At 41.2% G+C, this 20134-nt stretch carries 22 protein-coding genes; 11 read left to right on the top strand and 11 right to left on the bottom strand.

Annotation, left to right across the window (positions count from 1 at the left end):
* The first annotated feature begins 81 nt into the window (after window positions 1–81).
* Together ACE1CA_RS01605 and ACE1CA_RS01600 are read left to right on the top strand one after the other, a co-directional pair.
* Window positions 82–969, top strand: a complete 888-nt coding sequence (locus tag ACE1CA_RS01605; RefSeq protein ID WP_413277532.1) for a Uma2 family endonuclease — start codon at window positions 82–84, stop codon at window positions 967–969.
* A 43-nt stretch (window positions 970–1012) separates the two neighbouring features.
* Window positions 1013–1186 carry a hypothetical protein gene (locus ACE1CA_RS01600; protein ID WP_413277533.1) on the top strand — a complete coding sequence of 58 codons (174 nt, stop codon included), beginning with the start codon at window positions 1013–1015 and terminating at the stop codon, window positions 1184–1186.
* 72 nt (window positions 1187–1258) lie between these two features.
* On the opposite strand, the gene ACE1CA_RS01595 is transcribed toward ACE1CA_RS01600, so the two are convergent.
* Both ACE1CA_RS01595 and ACE1CA_RS01590 read right to left on the bottom strand, forming a co-directional pair.
* Window positions 1259–3556, bottom strand: a complete 2298-nt coding sequence (locus ACE1CA_RS01595; RefSeq protein ID WP_413277630.1) for a DUF3769 domain-containing protein — start codon at window positions 3554–3556, stop codon at window positions 1259–1261.
* A gap of 116 nt (window positions 3557–3672) precedes the next feature.
* Entirely contained in the window at window positions 3673–3789 is a 117-nt protein-coding gene (locus ACE1CA_RS01590; protein WP_413277631.1) for a photosystem II reaction center protein I, read from the bottom strand.
* A gap of 226 nt (window positions 3790–4015) precedes the next feature.
* Between ACE1CA_RS01590 and ybiA the strand changes: the two genes are divergently transcribed.
* From ybiA to ACE1CA_RS01575, 3 genes are read left to right on the top strand one after another with little or no spacing between them, the layout of a single operon-like run.
* The gene (gene ybiA / locus ACE1CA_RS01585; protein WP_413277632.1) at window positions 4016–4480 is read left to right on the top strand and encodes a riboflavin biosynthesis intermediates N-glycosidase; all 465 of its coding nucleotides are present in this window, start codon (window positions 4016–4018) and stop codon (window positions 4478–4480) included.
* Between the two features lie 58 nt (window positions 4481–4538).
* Entirely contained in the window at window positions 4539–5282 is a 744-nt protein-coding gene (locus ACE1CA_RS01580) for a 16S rRNA (uracil(1498)-N(3))-methyltransferase (RefSeq protein ID WP_413277633.1), read from the top strand.
* 59 nt (window positions 5283–5341) lie between these two features.
* On the top strand, window positions 5342–6409 hold the full coding sequence (locus ACE1CA_RS01575; RefSeq protein WP_413277634.1) for a tetratricopeptide repeat protein: 1068 nt from the start codon (window positions 5342–5344) through the stop codon (window positions 6407–6409).
* Window positions 6410–6450: 41 nt separating this feature from the next.
* Here ACE1CA_RS01575 and ACE1CA_RS01570 read toward each other — a convergent pair whose 3' ends face one another.
* Entirely contained in the window at window positions 6451–6942 is a 492-nt protein-coding gene (locus ACE1CA_RS01570; protein ID WP_413277635.1) for a hypothetical protein, read from the bottom strand.
* Between the two features lie 502 nt (window positions 6943–7444).
* Between ACE1CA_RS01570 and sir the strand changes: the two genes are divergently transcribed.
* The gene (sir, locus tag ACE1CA_RS01565; protein WP_413277636.1) at window positions 7445–9475 is read left to right on the top strand and encodes a sulfite reductase, ferredoxin dependent; all 2031 of its coding nucleotides are present in this window, start codon (window positions 7445–7447) and stop codon (window positions 9473–9475) included.
* Window positions 9476–9694: 219 nt separating this feature from the next.
* On the opposite strand, the gene ACE1CA_RS01560 is transcribed toward sir, so the two are convergent.
* Window positions 9695–10531 carry a pentapeptide repeat-containing protein gene (locus tag ACE1CA_RS01560; RefSeq protein WP_413277637.1) on the bottom strand — a complete coding sequence of 279 codons (837 nt, stop codon included), beginning with the start codon at window positions 10529–10531 and terminating at the stop codon, window positions 9695–9697.
* Window positions 10532–10929: 398 nt separating this feature from the next.
* On the opposite strand from ACE1CA_RS01560, the gene ilvD reads away from it, so the two are divergent.
* A complete protein-coding gene (gene ilvD / locus ACE1CA_RS01555; RefSeq protein ID WP_413277638.1) occupies window positions 10930–12603 on the top strand; it encodes a dihydroxy-acid dehydratase in 1674 nt (557 codons plus the stop codon).
* A 15-nt stretch (window positions 12604–12618) separates the two neighbouring features.
* Here ilvD and ACE1CA_RS01550 read toward each other — a convergent pair whose 3' ends face one another.
* The 5 genes from ACE1CA_RS01550 to ACE1CA_RS01530 form a co-directional block, all read right to left on the bottom strand.
* Window positions 12619–13251 carry a nucleotidyltransferase family protein gene (locus ACE1CA_RS01550; RefSeq protein WP_413277639.1) on the bottom strand — a complete coding sequence of 211 codons (633 nt, stop codon included), beginning with the start codon at window positions 13249–13251 and terminating at the stop codon, window positions 12619–12621.
* Between the two features lie 152 nt (window positions 13252–13403).
* The gene (locus ACE1CA_RS01545) at window positions 13404–13685 is read right to left on the bottom strand and encodes a hypothetical protein (RefSeq protein ID WP_413277640.1); all 282 of its coding nucleotides are present in this window, start codon (window positions 13683–13685) and stop codon (window positions 13404–13406) included.
* 20 nt (window positions 13686–13705) lie between these two features.
* Window positions 13706–14230, bottom strand: coding sequence for a hypothetical protein (locus ACE1CA_RS01540; protein ID WP_413277641.1), 525 nt, complete (start codon window positions 14228–14230; stop codon window positions 13706–13708).
* Window positions 14231–14390: 160 nt separating this feature from the next.
* Window positions 14391–14618 (bottom strand): type II toxin-antitoxin system HicA family toxin, encoded by a 228-nt coding sequence (locus ACE1CA_RS01535; protein ID WP_413277642.1) that lies wholly within the window; start codon window positions 14616–14618, stop codon window positions 14391–14393.
* Entirely contained in the window at window positions 14611–14820 is a 210-nt protein-coding gene (locus tag ACE1CA_RS01530; protein ID WP_413263608.1) for a type II toxin-antitoxin system HicB family antitoxin, read from the bottom strand. Before ACE1CA_RS01530 ends, ACE1CA_RS01535 begins: the two co-directional genes overlap by 8 nt.
* A gap of 186 nt (window positions 14821–15006) precedes the next feature.
* Between ACE1CA_RS01530 and ACE1CA_RS01525 the strand changes: the two genes are divergently transcribed.
* Together ACE1CA_RS01525 and ACE1CA_RS01520 are read left to right on the top strand one after the other, a co-directional pair.
* On the top strand, window positions 15007–15255 hold the full coding sequence (locus ACE1CA_RS01525; RefSeq protein WP_413277643.1) for a helix-turn-helix domain-containing protein: 249 nt from the start codon (window positions 15007–15009) through the stop codon (window positions 15253–15255).
* A gap of 44 nt (window positions 15256–15299) precedes the next feature.
* Complete coding sequence (locus ACE1CA_RS01520; protein ID WP_413277644.1) at window positions 15300–16277, top strand: DNA-methyltransferase; 978 nt, start codon at window positions 15300–15302, stop codon at window positions 16275–16277.
* A gap of 25 nt (window positions 16278–16302) precedes the next feature.
* Here the strand turns inward: ACE1CA_RS01520 and ACE1CA_RS01515 are convergent, their stop codons facing one another.
* Together ACE1CA_RS01515 and ACE1CA_RS01510 are read right to left on the bottom strand one after the other, a co-directional pair.
* On the bottom strand, window positions 16303–16896 hold the full coding sequence (locus ACE1CA_RS01515; RefSeq protein ID WP_413277645.1) for a PDDEXK family nuclease: 594 nt from the start codon (window positions 16894–16896) through the stop codon (window positions 16303–16305).
* 90 nt (window positions 16897–16986) lie between these two features.
* On the bottom strand, window positions 16987–19026 hold the full coding sequence (locus ACE1CA_RS01510; RefSeq protein WP_413277646.1) for a DUF262 domain-containing protein: 2040 nt from the start codon (window positions 19024–19026) through the stop codon (window positions 16987–16989).
* A gap of 79 nt (window positions 19027–19105) precedes the next feature.
* On the opposite strand from ACE1CA_RS01510, the gene ACE1CA_RS01505 reads away from it, so the two are divergent.
* Together ACE1CA_RS01505 and ACE1CA_RS01500 are read left to right on the top strand one after the other, a co-directional pair.
* Window positions 19106–19498, top strand: a complete 393-nt coding sequence (locus tag ACE1CA_RS01505; protein ID WP_486517615.1) for a helix-turn-helix domain-containing protein — start codon at window positions 19106–19108, stop codon at window positions 19496–19498.
* Window positions 19411–20052, top strand: a complete 642-nt coding sequence (locus ACE1CA_RS01500) for an IS630 family transposase (RefSeq protein WP_413278992.1) — start codon at window positions 19411–19413, stop codon at window positions 20050–20052. Before ACE1CA_RS01505 ends, ACE1CA_RS01500 begins: the two co-directional genes overlap by 88 nt.
* Window positions 20053–20134 lie beyond the last annotated feature (82 nt).

The raw sequence follows: 20134 nt of genomic DNA, 5'->3' as shown, positions 1-20134 counted from the left end.
CCTCTATATATCGAAGTAAATACTGAGTTTTATAAGAAGCTACGCTAAAAAATAGCGATCGCGATCGGGGAGAACAACGCCATGACAGTTGAAGCCACAAAAGAAACAATCATCGAAACTTCGGTGGCTGATACTTGGGAACTTCATAAGCCTCCCAGTGATTTAATATTTGATGATGGAGAACCCTTGGAAAGCAATCGCCATCGTATTGCCATGAATGTTTTAATTCGATCGCTACAGCAAGCTTGGCGCGATCGTACCGACTTTTATACAGGCGGCAATATGTTCATCTACTACAGTAGCGCTCAAGCGCGTAACCGCGACTTTCGTGGCCCAGACTTTTTTGCCGTCCTTGATGTAGATGGAATCAGAGAACGCCAAGGTTGGGTAATTTGGGAAGAAGAAGGTCGTTACCCAGATGTAATTGTCGAACTAATGTCGCCTTCTACTGCTCAGGTAGATACAGGAATTAAGAAAGATATCTATCAGCGAACATTCAGAACCAGAGATTACTTTGTTTACGATCCTTTTAATCCCGATTCCTTACAAGGATGGCGCTTAAATAGCGAGTTTCAATATCAGCAACTAACACCAAATGAGCAAGGTTGGCTTTGGTGTGAAACGCTGAATTTTTGGTTAGGAACTTGGCAAGGAACAATCGATCGAGAAACCGCTATTTGGCTACGCTTTTATGATACTTCTGGCAACCTCGTCCTGTTACCAGAAGAAGCGGCTCAACAGCAAGCTGAACTTGCCCAACAACAAGCCGAACTTGCCCAACAACAAGCCGAACTTGCTCAACAACAAGCTGAACTTGCCCAACAACAAGCCGAAGCCGAACGTCTGCGTACTGAAGCTGAAACTCGACGCGCCGAAGCCGAAAGTCAAAGAGCCGAAGCCGAACGTTTACGCGCCGAACGTTTAGCTGCCCGTTTAAGAGAGTTAGGAGAAGATCCCAACAACTTTTAGACTGAGGGAGATTTTAAAAGTTTTGAGATGGGGAGGTGGGGAGATGAAGAGGTGGGGAGATGGGGAGATGGGGAGGTGGGGAGATGGGGAGGTGGGGAGATGGGGAGATGAAGAGGTGGGGAGATGGGGAGATGAAGAGGTGGGGAGATGGGGAGATGGGGAGGTGGGGAGATGGGGAGATGGGGAGGTGGGGAGATGGGGAGAAATCTGGAGCTAGAAATTCCCCCCATCCCCCTACCTCCCCACCCCCCACCTCTTCGTCCCCTCCATCTCTCCTTTACGCAGAAAACTAATCTGTTTCCCGAATCACACCCGTATCAACAAAACGGACACCGGAACCTTGGAATGGTTCAGCACCAATATTCCAATTAAAATCGCTAACCCGCAAGACAACAGCAGCTAGTTGTAAATCAGGATTATAACGAATGGTTACTCCGTAAGTCCGGCGACTATATTCTAAGAAAAAGTCGGTGCTAATGCTTTCTCTTGTATCCAAATTAATTGATGATTGAAAACCAATTCTCAAGGGTCCATAAATTTGTTGAGTAAGACCAAAAGAAAGGACTCGTTCATCTACAATTCGGTCAAAAAAGAAGGGAGATAACCCTTCTAAAAATACCTTACTGAACCGGATATTAAAAGCAGTGTAATCTAAATAGGGACGAGAAAAATGTCCGAATTGGCCTTGTAAACCAATACTGAAGGTGAAGGCACTTTGGGTATCTCCGCTTGTGTAAATACTAGTATTACCAGACAAAATGGGTACTAGTTGTACAAAAGGAATTACTGGATAAGGAGTGTATCTTAAACCTTCGGTTGCGGTTGCTGGTAAGGGTTTACCACGCCAAAGAAATATGCCTCGACTGACACTAGCAGCAGCTTGAAAACGACCTAATTGAGTGCGAGCATTATCGAATACAGGGGGTAATAAATCTAAGCGATCGGTATTCGCGGAAATATATTGTGCGCCTAATTGATAGGTGAGATTAATTCCAGTATTTCCCAAAGTAAAAACTGGAGAAAGTAAGATGGCACCAAAGGATTGATAAACATCTTGAAAACCTAAAGAACCATTGAATAAGCGATCGCGAAAACTGTACTCGACAGATAAGCGATGAGGATAAGTAGTCCCAATAATTTGTTGTGCCCTTAAAGAAGCACGAATTTTAGAATTTGGTTCTTCCCAAAAGTTAAAATTTCTCACAATTACGGAAGCTACAACCGCAGTTCGTTCTGTTAATCCTGCATTCACGAGAGTTCTTAAACCAAACAGTTCTGCCGGATTACCAAAACCTTGAGTTATTGCTCTTTGTAGGAAAAATTGTGGTACTAGACGTAATCTAACTTTTGGGCCTAAATAATAAGTTAAAGGTGCTTCAATAAACAAGCCACCTCGATCGCCATCATCGTAACCAAAACGGGCGATGGGTGGTTCTCGTTCCGTGCGATCGAACACAAACCGCGATTGTAAAAGTGGTAGAGAAAAACCCTGATCGAAGACGATCCTTGGTCTGACCGTAGTTACCACATCTCGCAGCGGCGACTCCCTGGTTAATACTGCTCTGGGGGTGCGGATTTCCAATTCTGGGGGTGAAAATGGGTCATTAGTAATGCGGACATTGGTCGCTGTCCAACCTCTAGGGTAAAATTCCAAATTTTCCGCTTCAAAGCGGATGCGATTTACTTGACCCTGACGACCGCTTCTGACGGCTGGTAAATTGACATTAGCCCGCCCACCACCTACGGCAAAAGTTAGCCCTGCTGCCCCTGTAATGCGCTGTGCTGGTTGGTCTTCGAGGAGGCGTTCGCTTAATGGGCGATCGACCACTAAAGCCGGATTCGCAAAAGCAGTTTCCGCGTCAAAAGTCAACTCCACACCGCTAGTAGGGGCAAAAATTTCGCCTCGACTTCTTTCTACGGTGCCCGTATCTTGGACGAAATTGTAAACCAACCTTTCCCCGCGTAACAGCTGATTTCCGCGCCGAAAAGCCACATCACCTTCCGCTACAGCCACGCGAGTCGCGAGGTTTCCCTGTACTCGGTCAGCATCGAGTACCCCGCCTTGGTAACGCAACACCACATTACCTTCAGCTGTAAAAACTTGTCGCAGGATATCGAACTCTTGACGGTCTGAGGACACCTCAACTATTCCCACCAAAGCCGGAGGATTTCCTGGTGTTTGGGAACTTGGGGATTGAATCTCGATCGGGCCAATAGTTGGAGCAATATGTTGTTCCAGGATTAAATTTATTTCCTGGGCGATTTGTTGAGACTCAAAGATGGGACTTGTCCCTTCCGGGAAAGCCTGTTCTTGTTTCCAATCACTAACTACCACTTGTCTTTGGCGGGGGAGTGCCAAACTTTGAGCTTCACCCAACAAAGCGGCGCTAGTAGCTGTAGTAGCAGGAAGCGGTGCAGAATCGCCTTTTTCGGGCAATTTTGCCGAAATGTCAGTATTCTGTGCAACTTCACCTGAACTTTTGCTTAAATCTTTAGCAGATAAGGATATATCTGCGGGGACGAGCTTTTCCGGTGATAAATGTTGCACGATCGCAGGTGGTTGAGGTGGTAAATCTGGGTAGGGCATTTTTCTACCCCAACGAAGCGATCGAACAACCCAGACCCACAGACCCAACTACAATAGTAGCTGTAAGGGCGAGGAAACCCCCGCCCAGAGAAGCTAGGAGGTGGTTTAACCTTGTATTATTCCAAATCGCGGCGTTTGGGATTACGAGCAGGGTCATTAGAGAGGAATCCAAAAACGAATAGTAAGACAAAGAAAGCAACAACAACATTGACAACAACTTTAAGGGTAAACATCGTGGTATCTCCAGAAGGTGTGAACAGCCGAACCTATCGGTCAACTAGGTAGGACAGTTCTCTATAATACCGAAAGATCGTCCTCTTTTTTCACTCCTTTTGGGGATTGGGGATTGGGGACTGGGAGAAACACCTGGCGAGAAATGACTTTACTAGCAAACCTTTGTTCCCGACAATCGGAAGTTGTCAAAACTTTATTTAACACTGGGGATAAATCGGCAAAATTATGACTATTTATTTTTACAGCACTCGCGGTACTTATGGTTGTTTTTCCAATTTTTCTCGTCACGGGTTTGAATTAGAAGGAGTTTATTGGCCTACAAGCGAACATTATTTTCAAGCGCAAAAGTTTGCCGGAACACCTCATTGCGAACAAATTCGCCAAGTAAAAAACCCTAAAGATGCTGCCAAAATGGGACGAGACAGAAAACGTCCTTTACGTCCCGACTGGGAACAAGTCAAAGAAGAAATCATGCAAAAAGGCGTATTAAAAAAATTTCAAACCCATGCAGACATTCAAGAAGTTTTACTTGCCACAGGTGAAGAAGAAATAGTAGAAAATTCACCGATCGATTATTATTGGGGTTGTGGTGCTGACGGAAGTGGAAAAAACAGACTAGGAGTAATTTTAATGGAAGTTAGAGAAATAATTCGCAACCATCTGGAAAAAACCTCGGCTTCCCAACAATAAAGATAACGCTAACATCTGCGTTCATCTGCGTTTATCTGCTTTCATCTGCGTTCTAAAAATGCCTCAACTTCAAAGACTAACCATTTCCGCAACCCAAATTGAAAACCAACAAATCACCCTAACGCCCGAACAATATCATTATTTAAGTCGAGTATTGCGCTTACAAACAGACGATCGCTTTATCGCCATGAACGGACAAGGGCAATGGTGGTTAGCTAAACTCGTAAATCAACAAGCAGAAATTATTGAACCAATTACAATTTACACCGAATTACCTATTTCAATTACCTCGATTGTTGCCTTACCGAAAAACGGATTTGATGAAGTAGTTAAACAAATAACCGAATTAGGAGTAACTAAAATTATCCCAGTAATTAGCGATCGCACTCTCCTAAAACCTAGCCCACAAAAAATCGATCGCTGGCGACGCATTGCGATCGAAGCAGCCGAACAATCCGAACGCCAAATAGTACCCGAAATCCTGGAACCAATCCCGTTTAAAAATAGCTTTTCCTTAATTAATGGGTCAAAATATATCTGTTATGCCAGAGGAAACTCACCTCATTTACTTAATTATTTAATCCCATTTCCCAACACAGAAATTACTATAGCAACAGGGCCGGAAGGAGGATGGACGGAGAGGGAAATTCAAGAAGCTCGCGCAGCCGGATTTCAAACAGTATCATTAGGAAAGCGTATTCTCACCGCAGTACTCGCGCCCGTAGTTGCCCTTTCCCTAGTAACAGCAACCGCAGAAGCTGCTAGCGAGAGCCCCAACTTCTTTAAGAAGTCGGGGCTCTAAAGTCAGTAGAAAAGGGAAGTATTAGATTAGAGAGATTATGAAAAAGGTTTCAGGAAAAAATGATTAACCAAGTCGCCGCTGCTTTCGATCGGAAAGACTATCGGGAAGCTGCACGTTTACTCAAACTTTTACTTAAAGAATCGCCGCAACACCCTTTGGGACGCTTGTATGCTGCCCGATTGCATGAAGTTACAGGCAAACTGGAAACAGCCGAAACTATTTATCGCCAGCTATTGCGAGATACTACCAACCCAAAAATTGTCTCCCAAGCGCGTCAGGGATTACAAAACATTGAAAAAAGCCGAAAAGAAAAACGCCGAGAGGAAATCGCTAAAGCTAAAGCCGATCCTAGCGACACTCAACCCGGCGTACTAATTTTAGAACCTGTGAGTAGCGAGGCTAAACAACAAGCCGCCCAAAACTTTGCCCAAATTATGAATATTGACCCCTACAGTGCCAGATTAAAATTACAAAGTAGAGGTTGGCGGCTATTCCGAACAGGTGCGATCGGAGAACTGCGATTTTACGGTCAACAACTACTTAACGCTCAAATTCCCTGCTTTTGGATCAAACTAGGTGATATCGAGAAAATCAATATCTTCCGAGTCAGCTACTTCCAAGTAATCTATCCTCACCCCACCGTAGTTTGCTACAACCAACAAAATCAGCTGGGTTCCCTAACTTTCGACTGGCAAGAAGTGACTCAACTTGTCCAAGGACAACTACCCATTTTTGAAGAAGTCGTAGACCTTGACTTCCGCAGAAAACTCCAACGTAAGGTACAAACCTTAGACTACGCTCAATTTTGTGACTTACACTTACCAGCAAGAAACTGCATTCTGCGTTTGTGGGATAGTAACTACCAGTTTCAGCAAGGTATTACCTTTGTTCCCGATCCAGAGCAAGCTACCACTAGAATTAACTGGAACGGCTTACTCGATTTCTTGAGTCATCAAACGCCACAAGCAAAAGTCTGGTCTGATTTCACCGCTTTTGCGGAAACTGTACTCGACCACGTTGAACTTTTAAACCAAATTCCATCCCACATTACTTTATTTCGCAGAGAACCAACCCACTGGGACCCAGCTTTTCAGCTGTACAGTAGCCTCGCTTTCCTCAAGCAATAGGTAGAAGGCAGAAGATAAAAATTCTTCTTTTCCTCTTTCTACTACTTGGAAGATTTGACCTGACGTGCCATTTCTAAGTAGGAACTCATATTTGCACCTGGACGGCGACGACCATTGCTACCTGTAGATGCGAGATACTTAGGTGCAAAGGTTTGTTCTGGTTCGGGTTGACTATTTTCTTCAGTAGCTACTGCGGGTGCAGGAGTTGCTACGGGTTCTGGTTTTTCTGCGGGTGCAGGTTTTGCTTTTTTAATTGAAGTTTTCGCTGGCTTGGTTTCAGCTTTGGCTGGTTCGGGTTTGGTTTCAGTTGTGGTTGGTTCAACCAATGTTACTGTTTCCTGAACTTCAGTGGGGGAAGTTTTTGCTACTGGTGCAGGTTCAGCTTTGGGGGTTTCGGCTGCTTTACTGCCATTTGTGGTTTGAGGATTTGCAGAATCATCTAGTTCCAAAAAGTAACCTTTTTGCTTTTTCGTTTTGGGTTTAGTTGAGTCTGATTTGTTAGAAGAGAATATATTTTTGATAAAACCAAACATTAGGAATACTCCTGAAATTGGTGTAAATGGACTGGTATGATCTGGAATTTTCGGGGGCAAATCTTTGCTGAGGTGCGATGTGATTTAATCGATCGCCACGATCGCAAAGACAGGCAGACTACTCCACAGTTGTCATTTTTTAAACTGTGACCATTAAAAAAATTAGAACTTGTCGTCCCTAAAGTTTAATTATCAAGTTATAAAGTAACAATTTGCAAGATTTTTTGACATTACTTAAAAAATATTAATATAACTGTTCCATTTCTTTAATGTCTGCTAGGTAATTATTCCTAAATGGTTGTCTGGTAAATATGAAGAAAATTGGTAACTAGCAAAAGTTTCTATACTAACAAACTTTTGCCCCCTAACTGTGATAAAATATAACAATATCCATAATTCCCATCGGATTACCGGAATTAATATACCAGAATTTCGCCATCCAGATTTAAGGGTGGGAAAGAAAATTTGAAGAAAGCCCCAAGTTCAAATTCAGAATAGTTCCATGACCCAGTTTGCCACACCAACAGCTACAGCACGAAAACTTTCTAAAGTAGAAGGTTTAAAAGAACAGAGTAATTATTTGCGCGAACCAGTTGCCACTGAACTTTTACAAGATACAAACAGTTTTAGTGAAAATGCCACTCAGATTTTAAAGTTTCACGGGTCTTATCAGCAAGACGATCGGGATAATCGGGTGAAAGGTCAGGAAAAGGACTACCAGTTTATGCTGCGAACTCGGAGTCCGGGAGGATTTATTCCACCTCAATTGTATTTGACGATCGATCGCTTATCGGATGAGTATGGCAACCAGACAATCAGAGCAACTACTCGTCAAGGTTTCCAATTACATGGCATTTTAAAGCAAAATTTGAAAACTGCGATCGCAGCGATCGTGAAAAACATGGGTTCCACCCTTGGCGCTTGCGGCGACATCAACCGTAACGTGATGGCACCGCCCGCCCCTTACAAAAACCGCCCAGAGTACAAGTATGCTTGGGAATATGCCAACAACGTCGCTGACTTACTCACACCCCAAAGTGGAGCTTACTACGAAATTTGGTTAGATGGGGAAATAGCGATCTCTGGCGAAGAAGACCCGGAAGTAGTTGCAGCGAGAAAACGCAACATTAACGGAAGTAATTTAGAAGACGAAAAAGAACCAATTTACGGGACTAATTATATGCCTCGTAAATTCAAATGTTCTGTGACTGTACCGGGGGATAATTCTGTTGATTTGTTTTCCCAAGATTTGAGTTTAGTTGTGATTACTAATGCTGAGGGAGAATTAATTGGATTTGATGTGTTTGCGGGTGGTGGTTTAGGTCGGACGCATAATCAAGAAGAGACTTTTCCCAGATTAGCAGATCCAATTTGTTATGTAGACAAAGCCGATGTTTACGATTTAGTTAAAGCAATTGTAGCGACGCAGAGAGATTATGGCGATCGCGCAAATCGCCGTCATGCCAGAATGAAATACCTGATCGAAGATTGGGGAGTTGAGAAATTTAAACAAACAGTAGAAGGATATTTTGGGAAACCATTAGAACCGTTTAAACCGCTGCCAGAATTTAAGTATTTAGACTTTTTAGGCTGGCACAAACAGGGAGACGGTAAACTATTTTTGGGAATTTCCATTGAAAATGGGCGGATTAAAGATGAAGGGGATTTTAAATTAAAAACTGCCCTGAAAGAGATCGTGCAGAAATACCAATTGCCGATTTATTTGACCCCGCATCAAAATTTAATTTTGACGGAAATTGAGGCGGGAAAAAAGGGAGAAATTGCAGAAATACTCGATCGCAACGGCATCAAAACCGAAACTCAAATCGATCCCTTAGTCCGTTACTCAATGGCTTGTCCCGCCTTACCCACTTGCGGTTTAGCAATCACCGAAGCGGAAAGAATTATTCCTAGCATTCTGGAAAGACTGCGAACATTACTCGTAAAAGTCGGACTCAAAGAAGAACATTTCGTAGTCAGAATGACAGGTTGCCCCAACGGATGCGCCCGTCCATATTTAGCAGAAATTGGCTTCGTTGGTCAAGGGCCGGATGCCTATCAAATTTGGTTAGGGGGAGATCGCGATCAAACGCGGTTAGCGCAACCCTATATGGACAAAGTGAGCATTCAAGACATAGAAACAACCTTAGAACCATTGCTGGTTTATTTCCGCAAAGAACAATCACAACAAGAAAAACCCGAAAGCTTCGGTGATTTTTGCGATCGAGTAGGATTTGAAGCACTCAGAAGCTTTAGCACCTCATACCAGACTGCACCAGCTGATGTAGAGTTAGCCAATGGTCATCTAATTAATTATGGTATGGAAAAAACAGAAGTTGTAACGCCTGTGGAATCAACCGAAACAACTGCAACCACTCAAAGCACGACTCCCAACAAAATTCGCCGTCGGATTAGCGTCCGCGATGATGTGTACGATCGTCTTAAACAAGCGGCTGCTCGTCAAGGTAAGCCACTGGTTCAGTTAGCAACCGAAGCCATAGAAGCCTATTTAAAGGAGAATGGAGACTCCTAAAGGCTGAAAAAGGGAAAAAATCGCTAAAAGCTAATTTTTAGCAGCTATTTTTCCCTTTAATGGAAAAGTCAATCTCTGATATTAAAAAAGATTATTTGAGGTTGACTTTTCTTACTAACAGAGTAAAGCAGAAGGCAAAGAGTAAAATTTGGAATCAATCTAAAATCTAAAATCTAAAATCTAAAATCGATCGATGCACCCTCACAAATAGCAATTTATTTACTCAAAAGTTCTGCCATCCGGCATAATTGCACCATCTAGTTCCGCATTTTTCAGATTCGTTCGATTCATATTGGCATCAATCAAAATTGCTCCCCGTAAAATAGCTCCAGTCAAATTAGACCAAGCAAGTTTAGCACGGTAGAGATTGGCTCCTTGTAGATTAACACCACGCAAGGTTGACCAACTAATACTTACACTCCTCATATTAGTGCTGCTTAAATCTGCGCCAGCTAAATTACAACCAATCATTTTGGCACGGCTTAAATCTGCTCCGCTTAAATTAACTCTTTCTAAAACTGCTCCGTTGAGAATCGCTTGGATTAATTTAGCTTTTTCTAAGTTAGCTCCGCTGAGAATCGCATTGGTGAGGTTAGCACCCTCTAAAATAGCACCACTGAGGACAGCATTAATTAAGTTGGCTCGATTCATCGGCGCATCAATTAGTTTTGCGCCGCTGAGATTGGCGCGACGCAAGTTAGCTTCGCTCAGGTTAGCTTCGCTCAAGTTAGCTCCCATGAGTTTACTATCTTCTAACTGAGCAGTTCTCAAACTAGCTCCTGAGAGGTTAGCAGCGCTTAAGTCGGCTCCAGCAATATTGGCACCAATTAAATTAGCTTCGCTAAGATTAGCACGGAGAATAGCTCCTTTAAGGTTAGCTTCCCGTAAATTTGCCCCGACTAAGGAAGCTCCAGTTAAATTAGCTTCGCTTAAATCTGAACCACGCAGGTTGATTTCGCTCAAGTCAACACCTATTAGAGACACGCCATGTAGGTTGAGATCCAAAAATTCTCTTTCGTTAGCAGCATATCGTTCTAAGAGTTCGTCAGCATTCATTATTCTTTACCTCATAAATGTAATAGCGGAGCATTCACCTTGAGAAAATTTTCTCGGATTGCCAGAGATTTGCAAAATTAAATATTCTGCACGCTGCATTTAAGATCTCTTCCTATAGGTAATTCCCAATTAACGGATGATTTTGGTAAACTTTCCTGTTTTTATGCGTCCAAATCACAGTGCATTTGAGAGAATCAGATACGAGCATCATTGGTTGTGAGAGTTGATGAGTTGTTGGTTAGTGGGTAAGAGAGCAATTAAGGAGGGGGAAGATAATATTTTCTCATGCTGCACTCCTTTACTCTTAATATTGCCCTGTTTTGGGATTTTACTCACATCAGGCTGGCAACTAATGATTAATGACCAATGACAGTTGATAAAGCATATAAGGATTTCCCATGCCTGATAATCTGAGAAGCCAAGTTGTTACCCAAGGCGTACAGCGAACTCCGAATCGCGCTATGCTGCGTGCTGTTGGTTTTGGCGATCGAGATTTTACTAAACCTATTGTTGGGATTGCTAACGGATTTAGTACGATTACACCCTGCAATGTGGGGATTAATGATTTAACGCTGAAGGCGGAAGCTAGTTTTCGTGTCGCGGGAGCGATGCCGCAAATTTTCGGCACCATTACTATTAGCGATGGTATTTCGATGGGAACGGAGGGGATGAAGTATTCTCTGGTGTCGCGAGAGGTGATTGCTGATTCCATTGAGACGGTGTGTAATGGTCAGAGTATGGATGGTGTTCTGGCTATTGGCGGTTGCGATAAGAATATGCCGGGGGCGATGATTGCGATCGCTAGGATGAATATTCCGGCTATTTTCGTTTATGGTGGTACGATTAAACCGGGTCATCACAATGGTAAGGATTTAACTGTTGTGAGTGCGTTTGAAGCTGTGGGAGAATACAGCGCTGGCAGAATTGATGAGACGGAATTGCTTGAGGTTGAACGCAAGTCTTGTCCGGGTGCTGGTTCTTGTGGGGGAATGTATACGGCAAATACGATGTCTTCTGCTTTTGAGGCGTTGGGGATGAGTTTGCCTTTTTCTTCGACGATGGCAGCTGAGGATGGGGAAAAGGCGGAGAGTGCTGAAAAGTCTGCTTATGCTTTGGTGGAGGCGATTAAAAAGCAAATTCTACCCCGTGATATTATTACTCGGAAGGCGATCGAGAATGCGATTTCTGTAATTATGGCTGTGGGTGGTTCGACGAATGCGGTGTTGCATTTTTTGGCGATCGCTCGCGCCGCTGGTGTAGAGTTAACTTTGGATGATTTTGAAACTATCCGCGCCAAGGTTCCGGTACTTTGCGATTTAAAACCATCGGGTAAATATGTGGCAATTGATTTACACCGAGTTGGCGGCATTCCTCAAGTAATGAAAATGCTGTTAGTGCATGGTTTAATTCATGGTGATTGTCTCACAATTACAGGTCAAACTATTGCGGAAGTTTTAGCCGATGTTCCCGATGAACCGCCAGCTAATCAAGATGTGATTCGTCCTTGGAATAATCCGATGTATGCTCAAGGACATTTGGCGATTTTAAAAGGTAATTTGGCAACTGAAGGTGCGGTGGCAAAAATTACCGGAATTAAGAATCCGAAAATTACTGGCCCAGCCAGAGTTTTTGAATCTGAAGAGTTGTGTTTGCAGGCAATTTTAGGGAATCAAATTAAGGCGGGAGATATCATTGTTATCCGTTATGAAGGGCCGAAAGGTGGCCCCGGAATGCGGGAAATGTTAGCACCAACTTCAGCAATTATTGGTGCTGGATTAGGTGATTCTGTTGGGTTAATTACTGATGGCAGATTTTCTGGTGGGACTTACGGAATGGTGGTAGGTCATGTGGCACCAGAGGCGGCTGTGGGTGGTGCGATCGCGATCGTCCAAGAAGGCGATACTATTACCATAGACGCTCATGCTAGGTTGTTACAATTGCACGTTTCTGACGAAGAATTAGCCCGTCGTCGTGCCGAATGGCAACCCCCAGAACCACGTTATACTACTGGCGTATTGTATAAATATGCCAAGTTAGTTTCTTCCAGTAGTATCGGCGCTGTTACCTGTTAGTAATTAGCCACTTTCTTAGGTACGTTGTTGCGCTTTAGCGCTAAAGCGCAACAACGTACTTTTAAACCATGTTTGGTAATGTTCAGGAGTATTTAAATCAGCTAAAACAATTGGGTGATCAAATTCTACTTTTTGAATTTTTGAATGGAATTCTTTAACTATTTGCCTCAATCCTTGAGTTGCTTCGGAAATTGAGTTTAAGTAAGGCAACATTTCTGGGGAGAATAGTAGGGGGTGTCCGATGCGATCGCTATAAGTCGGCGCGGTAATTAAAGCTTTATTTAATAGATGAAAATAGTGTAATTTTTGGTAAACTTCTCTAGGTCGTGGTTGGTCTACTGCTGATATTGCTAAAGCCGTAAAATCCTGGGGTATTTGAGTTAATCCTGTGAGAATAGAACTGGTTTTACCAAACTCAGGATTAGGGTTAATTATTATTTGAATTTCTGAAGGTAAGTTAGGCTGAGAAGCAGCATTTTTTGGTGATAAAACTACTATTGGGATGAAGTCTGCTTTGAGAAATTCTGTTACTTGATATTGCAGAAGTGTTTGATTGTTGTACCAGGGAATAGAGGTTTTACAAGCTCCCATTCTGGTCGATTTTCCGGCTGCTAAAATGATAGTAAAGTTTTTTTTGTAATTTGTCATTGCTATTCTAAATTAGTTATTAGGCTAGGTTGAATTAATAAAAATTAAGCTTAAACTTCTTGAATGTTTTCCAAAAACCATAAAGGATCACCTGGCTCTCCATAAAAAAGTTTTGGCTGATTCAAGAGAGGGTTAAACCCTCCCTGTTTAACCTATAATTGTTGCTGATAATAAAGCTCGATTGCGCCAACAGCATCCAATAAAGGTGAATTTAAAGGTTCTACCCAATCAGCTACTTCACGCGCCAACCCCAAGGTTATGGTTCCCTCTGATGGTTGAAGTCGATCGCTCATCACATTGGCTTTGATTCTTTGTAATTCGCTCACCAATGTGTTTAATTTTTCTGTACTATTCGGGGTAGTACCTTCCATTTTCTCACTGAGGCCGATCGCGCGATCGATTAGCTGCAAAAATTCCTGTTTTTTGGCTTCCATTTGATTTGTTTAGAAATTGTTTAGGGACATTTAAATTCTTCAACTTGCATTGGCGTACCTTCAGACCATTTTATATTCGGATCTTTTGAATCTTTAATAAAGGTCTGCTGACCACCACCAGGATAACAGGCTGGTGGATCTTGGGGCGCAACTATACCTTCATATACTTTAGTTCCAGCAGGCACAGTAACTTGTAACATAATTGTTGCTTTGTTCCCCCACTCTTGTTTTAAGGCTAAGTTCCTGATGACATCTACATTTTTTTCGTAGCGATTGGTGGTGAGATATCGACCAAATTTATTACTATCGCTGCTGTAGTAGCGGTAGTAAGTTCTAGGTTGTTGGAGTTGAACTTCCCGACACTCTGAGCGTAGAAATGTTACAGCAATATTCGCATCTAAAGGACAAGAAGCTGTGGTAGTTGTAGTTCCTTGCGCCTGCAAGGATTGCTGATTAAAGGGCTTAATTTGAGCAAAACTGCTACCAGTGAGAGTTGTGAGAGAGAACAGGGAAAGACTAGTCAAGAAAAGATGAAATTTCGCCATGTTTGTTTTATTTGCTATATTCACAAAATAATATACACTACTTCGTCAGCATCGATCTAGCTTTTACAGAATCATTAGGTTTGTTGGAGCAAATTTATTGATAGTGCGATCGATCAATCTGTGGAAATCATATTATCCAGAAATCAGCAATAGTGAGAACTCACAAATTCTCAATAAACTCTTCAACTGTAACTTGTGCTTGCTTAAGAATGCCGCTCAATGTACCAATTTTCAATTCTTGATGCACAGGGACAACACAGCCAATTGTCCCTTCCTGAGTTGCCTTTTTCATTACAACATGACTACCAGTTTGACGAACTTGCTCAAATCCTAAACGCTCTAGTGCGCGAATTGCCTCTCTACTTGAGATTCGTGGCAATTTAGGCATAGCTAACCTCGATGCTAGTTATGTATCTAGGAGAGGTTTCAGGTAAAGGAAATTCTTCAAGATAGAGGCGTGTTGCTTCTTTGAGTCCGGCAACTGCTTGTTCAATAGTTTCACCTTGATCGACTGTGCCAACTTCGGGACATTCGGCTATGTATGTATCCTCTTCTTTGTAGACAATGACAGTAAAGCTACGAGTTTTCATCGTGTTTTATCCCCAAAAGTCTAATCATAAAAAAACATTGTAGCTATAAGTTTAGGGGTTTTAGCGATCGGTCTACCTGTGGAAATGATTTTGTTTGTTAATTAGATTTATGTCTCACAGGACTTAAGTTACTCTTAAGAATGCAATGTAAAAAAAGTAGCTAGATGATTAAAACACCTTAATTGTATGACAGACTCCGATTCAAATGGCAACCCGGAATTACTCTCTGTAGCTCAAACTGCACAACTACTTGGTGTAACTCGTCAGCGAGTTCACGACCTAATTAAGAATGGTCAAATTGTAGCTCGTAAACTTGGGCGTTACTACTATATAGAAGATATTGAGTTAGAGAGATATCAAAATCAACCTACTGGAAAGCCTTATCAACCAAGAAGTACAAGTCCTCAAAGAAACTCTATTGACAATTGTCAATAGAGTTTCTAAACTCAAATCATACTAATGTACTAAAGGCTAAATTAATGCTGCCATTTGAATTGATTTCTCCTGATGTTGCAATTAAACAAAAATTACAACAAGTTTATCTGAGTGAGTATGGCATTCTTTATCAAGGAGATTGTCGGAAATTTCTGTCAGCTTTGCCTGATGAATCAGTAGATCTTGTATTTGCCGATCCACCTTTTAACTTGGGAAAAGAATATGGTGAAGGTGTGAGCGATCGCATGAAAACCGATCAATACTTAAGTTGGTCACAAAAGTGGCTCGATCAAAGCATTCGAGTACTTAAACCAGGTGGAAGTTTATTTGTATTTAATCTGCCTAGATGGTGCATAGATTATGGTGCATTTCTCAATCAGAAAGGAATGTGGTTTCGACATTGGATTGCTTGTAGAATGCCAAAGGCTTTTCCCAGAGGTAAAAAAATGTCTCCTGCACACTACGGGCTAATCTATTACACAAAGGGAGAACCAGCAGTTTTTAATAAAGTTTATACACCGATTCAAGTTTGTCGGCATTGTGGTGGAGAAATCCGAGATTATGGTGGGCATCGCAAAAGACTTAATGAAAAAGGAATTAATTTAATGGATGTCTGGGATATGCCAGAGGATGTTTGGGAAGATGCTTCGGAAGCTAATTCTAATGAAGTTTTATGGGCATTAACTGAAGAAATGTGGACTGATATTCCACCTGTTCGGCATCGTCGGCATAAAAAACGAGTTCCTAATGAACTGGCTCCGATTATGCTAGAAAGAATTATTGCGATGGCATCTAATCCAGGTCAAATTGTGGTTGATCCTTTTGGGGGTTCTGGTACTACTTTTTATGCGGCAGAAAAACTACACCGTTATTGGATTGGTTCAGAAATTGGAGATACGGAACCAGCAATAGAAAGGTTGACAGATTTAGCTAATGGAATTATTGAGGAATGGGAATCAGCCAGGGGAAATAAGAAATTAAAGCAGCGTAAAACGGCTGGATCACAACTTCTGATTCCTTAGTTTAGATAGTTTTGTATAGGAAAATTTATATCAATGCACGACCATCTGTTCCTTTGGGAATTGTTGGTACGTGGCTATCTACTAAATCGTGTTCAATAACGAAAATTGCTAGAAAACCTTCTTCGAGTCTAACTGCTCGCCAAACATCAAAATATGGCTCTAACTCTTCATAGTTGCCTATGCGATCGGTTAGGTAAGGATAAATTTTTCTACTTGGGAGTACCAAAGCAGCACCGAGAAAAACTCCTCGTAATAATCCTAGAACCATTTTATTAATCGATCGATGACTTGAAGAGATGTTTCCTGTTTCCCATTCTAGGGCAAAAAGATGATTATCAAGAGTTTTTGTGGCATCTACTTTTCCTGGCGATCGAGTTGCGTAGTTAATGGAAGTTTCCAAACTCCATCCAAACCGATCGTGTAAAGCAATCATGCAAGCTTTTTTAATTAGCTTGACACCATTACCGTGTCTTGTTGGATTAATGGTAAAGTTTGATGTGCCGGGAGGATGAACAATTAAGGAAATAGCCTCACGAATTTCATCACGAATAATAGACCAATCACTTGATTCTGCAAAATTTCCAATGCTAATAAGAGAGATTTCTTGGACAATTTTCATATTGACTATTCATTGAGGATGATGGCGATCGCTCTACCTGTGCAAATAATCTTGTTTGTTGTTGGGGGGAGGGCGATCGTAATTCTTAGCTCATGGTTTTTTAGCCTTCCCTTTATTAGTATTAGATTCCTGAGTTTCAACTCGCCATTCCTCAGCTGATAACTCTGCCGTTTCTATTGCTTTCAAACAAAATGTGCGGATATTTTGTGCTGACAAGTTAACTTCAATAAAAGCTCCATTATGGAGTTTTCGTGTACTACGAAAGTCTTTCTCGTCCCTGCCTACAAAGCGAGGGAATTGTTGCATAATATTTTTAAAATAATCTGGCTCTAAATCAGCTATTGTATTTAAAGTAACTTCTAGAACATCTCGCCAACTTTTCACTGGAAATTCCTGCCCAAAAATATAAAGACTCTTCGGAATTTTTCCTGTTGGCATAGTTGTATTTAAACTACTTGATTGTGAAGATTGTACTTCATCACCAAAATAGCTCCAAATTTGTAAAGCAATATTAGTAAGATTCTCTGCTCGTTCCTCTATATCTTTTTTCCACCAAGATTTTTTAGACTGAAAATACTTATTTAATTCTAAATGACTGTTTTCAAAGCGTTTTTTCTTATCTGGAAAGCTATCATTAGAAAGTTCTGGATTGTAAGCTGTGAGTGTTAAATTTCCCACAGTATGAAGAAGAAGCTCATGTTCTACAGCCCAATTTTCTCCCAAGTATTCTTGTAAGTGTTCTTGCCACCAGTCATTCGGGGTTTGTGGCATAATGTGTTCAATAGAAAGGTCATCAAAAATAACCTGTTCCTTGTGCTTAAAAGATTCTTCAATAGATTCAAGGATAAGCTTGCCCTTTTTAGAGCGATTGCTACCGTACAATTTTACATCAATCAATCTAGCTCTAAACTCTGCATCTTTTGGATAATCTCGGTTTTGGAGAGTCAATTTCAATCTTTCGACAAAACTAGCAGAAGCAAGGTCAGTACTTTTACTAACTTGTGAATAAAGCAAGGCAAAAATTCTGTTTAATCCTCTTGTTTGAACATTACAAACAAAACGACGAAGGATAAAATTTTCAAGTATTTGAAGAACCGAAACAAATTCTTGTTCTGTAAGACGATTTTTCATCCAATCATCATAGCAATTTAAGAGAAATGGGTAGACAGTTGCAACCTCTAAAATATTTAAACGTTGAAGGTATTTACGGACAATTTTATTAGGTTCTCGTTCAGGTTTCAAAAATTTTGAATAATATTCTGAGAAAGTAGACAGATCTTCTAAATAAGAAGTTGCATTATTCGCACTAATTCGATCTTTGATATGAAAATAAATCTCATTCTGCTTAATTTCAACACCAGTTTTTGTCAGATAGTGACGAATAAATTCGGTTAAATTTTCATCTAATAAATCCTGCATTGGCTGCCAATATTTAGCATATACAGATTCTTGATGCTCTGGATGGATTCGCATGAAAAAATAGTTACGAATCAAATCTGCTTGAGTTAGATTTCTTCCCTTGGCATTAAGGCTCTCAAACACCAAATAAGGATCATCATCGACACTAAGAACAACACTCACAAGAGAAAGATTACTACAAATAACTTTCTTAATTCTTTGCAAATCTAAGGTTGATCGGTTTTGTCGAATTTTCTTCTCAAAGAATCGATAGCATTCTAAAATGCCGCTCTCATTAACTTGAGATTCTGAATTTATTATTTTTTGGAATGCCACACGATCAGCTTGTGTAGGCTGTATTTTATAATAATCCAATCCTTTTTTATAGCGGTTAACCAAAATAGTATCATCAATTTCTGCTGCTAATTCTTCCTGGGACTGTTTTGCAGTATCTCTCAAAACAGAAAGCAATATAAAAACAGTAGTTAATCGCTGTTGTCCATCAATCAATAAATATTTACTGACACCTTCAGGCACCGATTGAGTAGGTATAGTGACAATAGAACCCATAAAGTGAGGACGAGGACTCTCTGCTTTACAGAGTTCGATAAGATCATCCCACAATATTTGCCACTGAGCTTTTTCCCAGCTATAAGGTCTTTGGAAGAGGGGTACAAGGTACTGCTTTGTTCCCTCTATAATTTCTTGCAGCTTTATTACTGAGGCTTGCATTTGTTTCTACTTCTTTACGGTCTTACAGCATATTGCAGGTAAATGAGGTACAGTAAATGAGAGCGAATAAATGGAGAAAATGAAAGCTTACTCAATGGATTTGCGAGAAAAAATAGTCAAGGCTTATGAACAAGGTAACACCTCAATCAGAAAAGTTGCCTTGAGATTTGGCGTAGCCAAAAGCTTTGTCCAAAAACTACTGTTGATGAAGAAAACTCAAGGTCATGTAGAGCCAAGACAACAAGGTGGAGCAATGAAGGGGGAGTTGGACGGAGCGGAAACACAACTAGCACTTATGGTTGAAGAATACCCAGACGCAACATTATGGGAATACTGCGAATATTGGGGTACAACTTACGATCATTGGGTAAGTACCAGTACCATGTGCCGTGCATTGCAAAAACAGGAACTAACGCGAAAAAAAAGACGCTCCGCAGTAGCCAAGCCAAAACAGAAAGGGTTCAAAAATTGAGAATGGAGTACTGGCAGCAAGTCAAGCAAATAGACCCGGAAAACTTAGTTTTTATTGATGAAATGGGTGTTTTATTAGGGTTAACACCAACTCATGCCCGCAGCCAGAAAGGAACTAGAGTCTATGGTTTTCAACCATTTTATCGCGGGGCCAAGGTGACAGTCATTGGGGCGGTCAGCATTTCTCAAGTTTTGGCGGTGATGACCTTGAATGGTTCGATGAATGGAGAGGCATTTAAAGTGTTTATCGAACAGTGTTTACTACCGCAACTTTGGACAGGTGCTGTAGTCGTGATGGATAATCTTCCTGCCCATAAAGTTAAAGAAATTGAACCTCTAATTGAATCTGTGGGTGCTAGAGTTCTCTACCAATCTCCTTATTCTCCTGACTTTAATCCCATCGAACATTGGTGGTCACAATTGAAAACTTTTTTGCGCGACTTTTCTCCCCACACTGCCAAAATGGTTGATATTCTGATTGCTACTGCTCTCGATTTGTTTAATCCAGAGCATTTAAAAAACTGGTTTACCAACTGTTGTTACTGTACCTCATAAACCTGCAATACGCTGTAATTAGAGTAGCAGTGACATAACATACTTAATAGATCGTACTACGTATCTAAATTTATTGCCAATT

Origin of the sequence: Floridaenema evergladense BLCC-F167 (genome assembly GCF_041929205.2) — a bacterium.
Taxonomy (GTDB): Bacteria; Cyanobacteriota; Cyanobacteriia; order Cyanobacteriales; family Aerosakkonemataceae; genus Floridanema; species Floridanema evergladense.
Note: the sequence above shows the minus strand (reverse complement) of the source record. Positions and strands in the feature narration are given on the sequence as shown.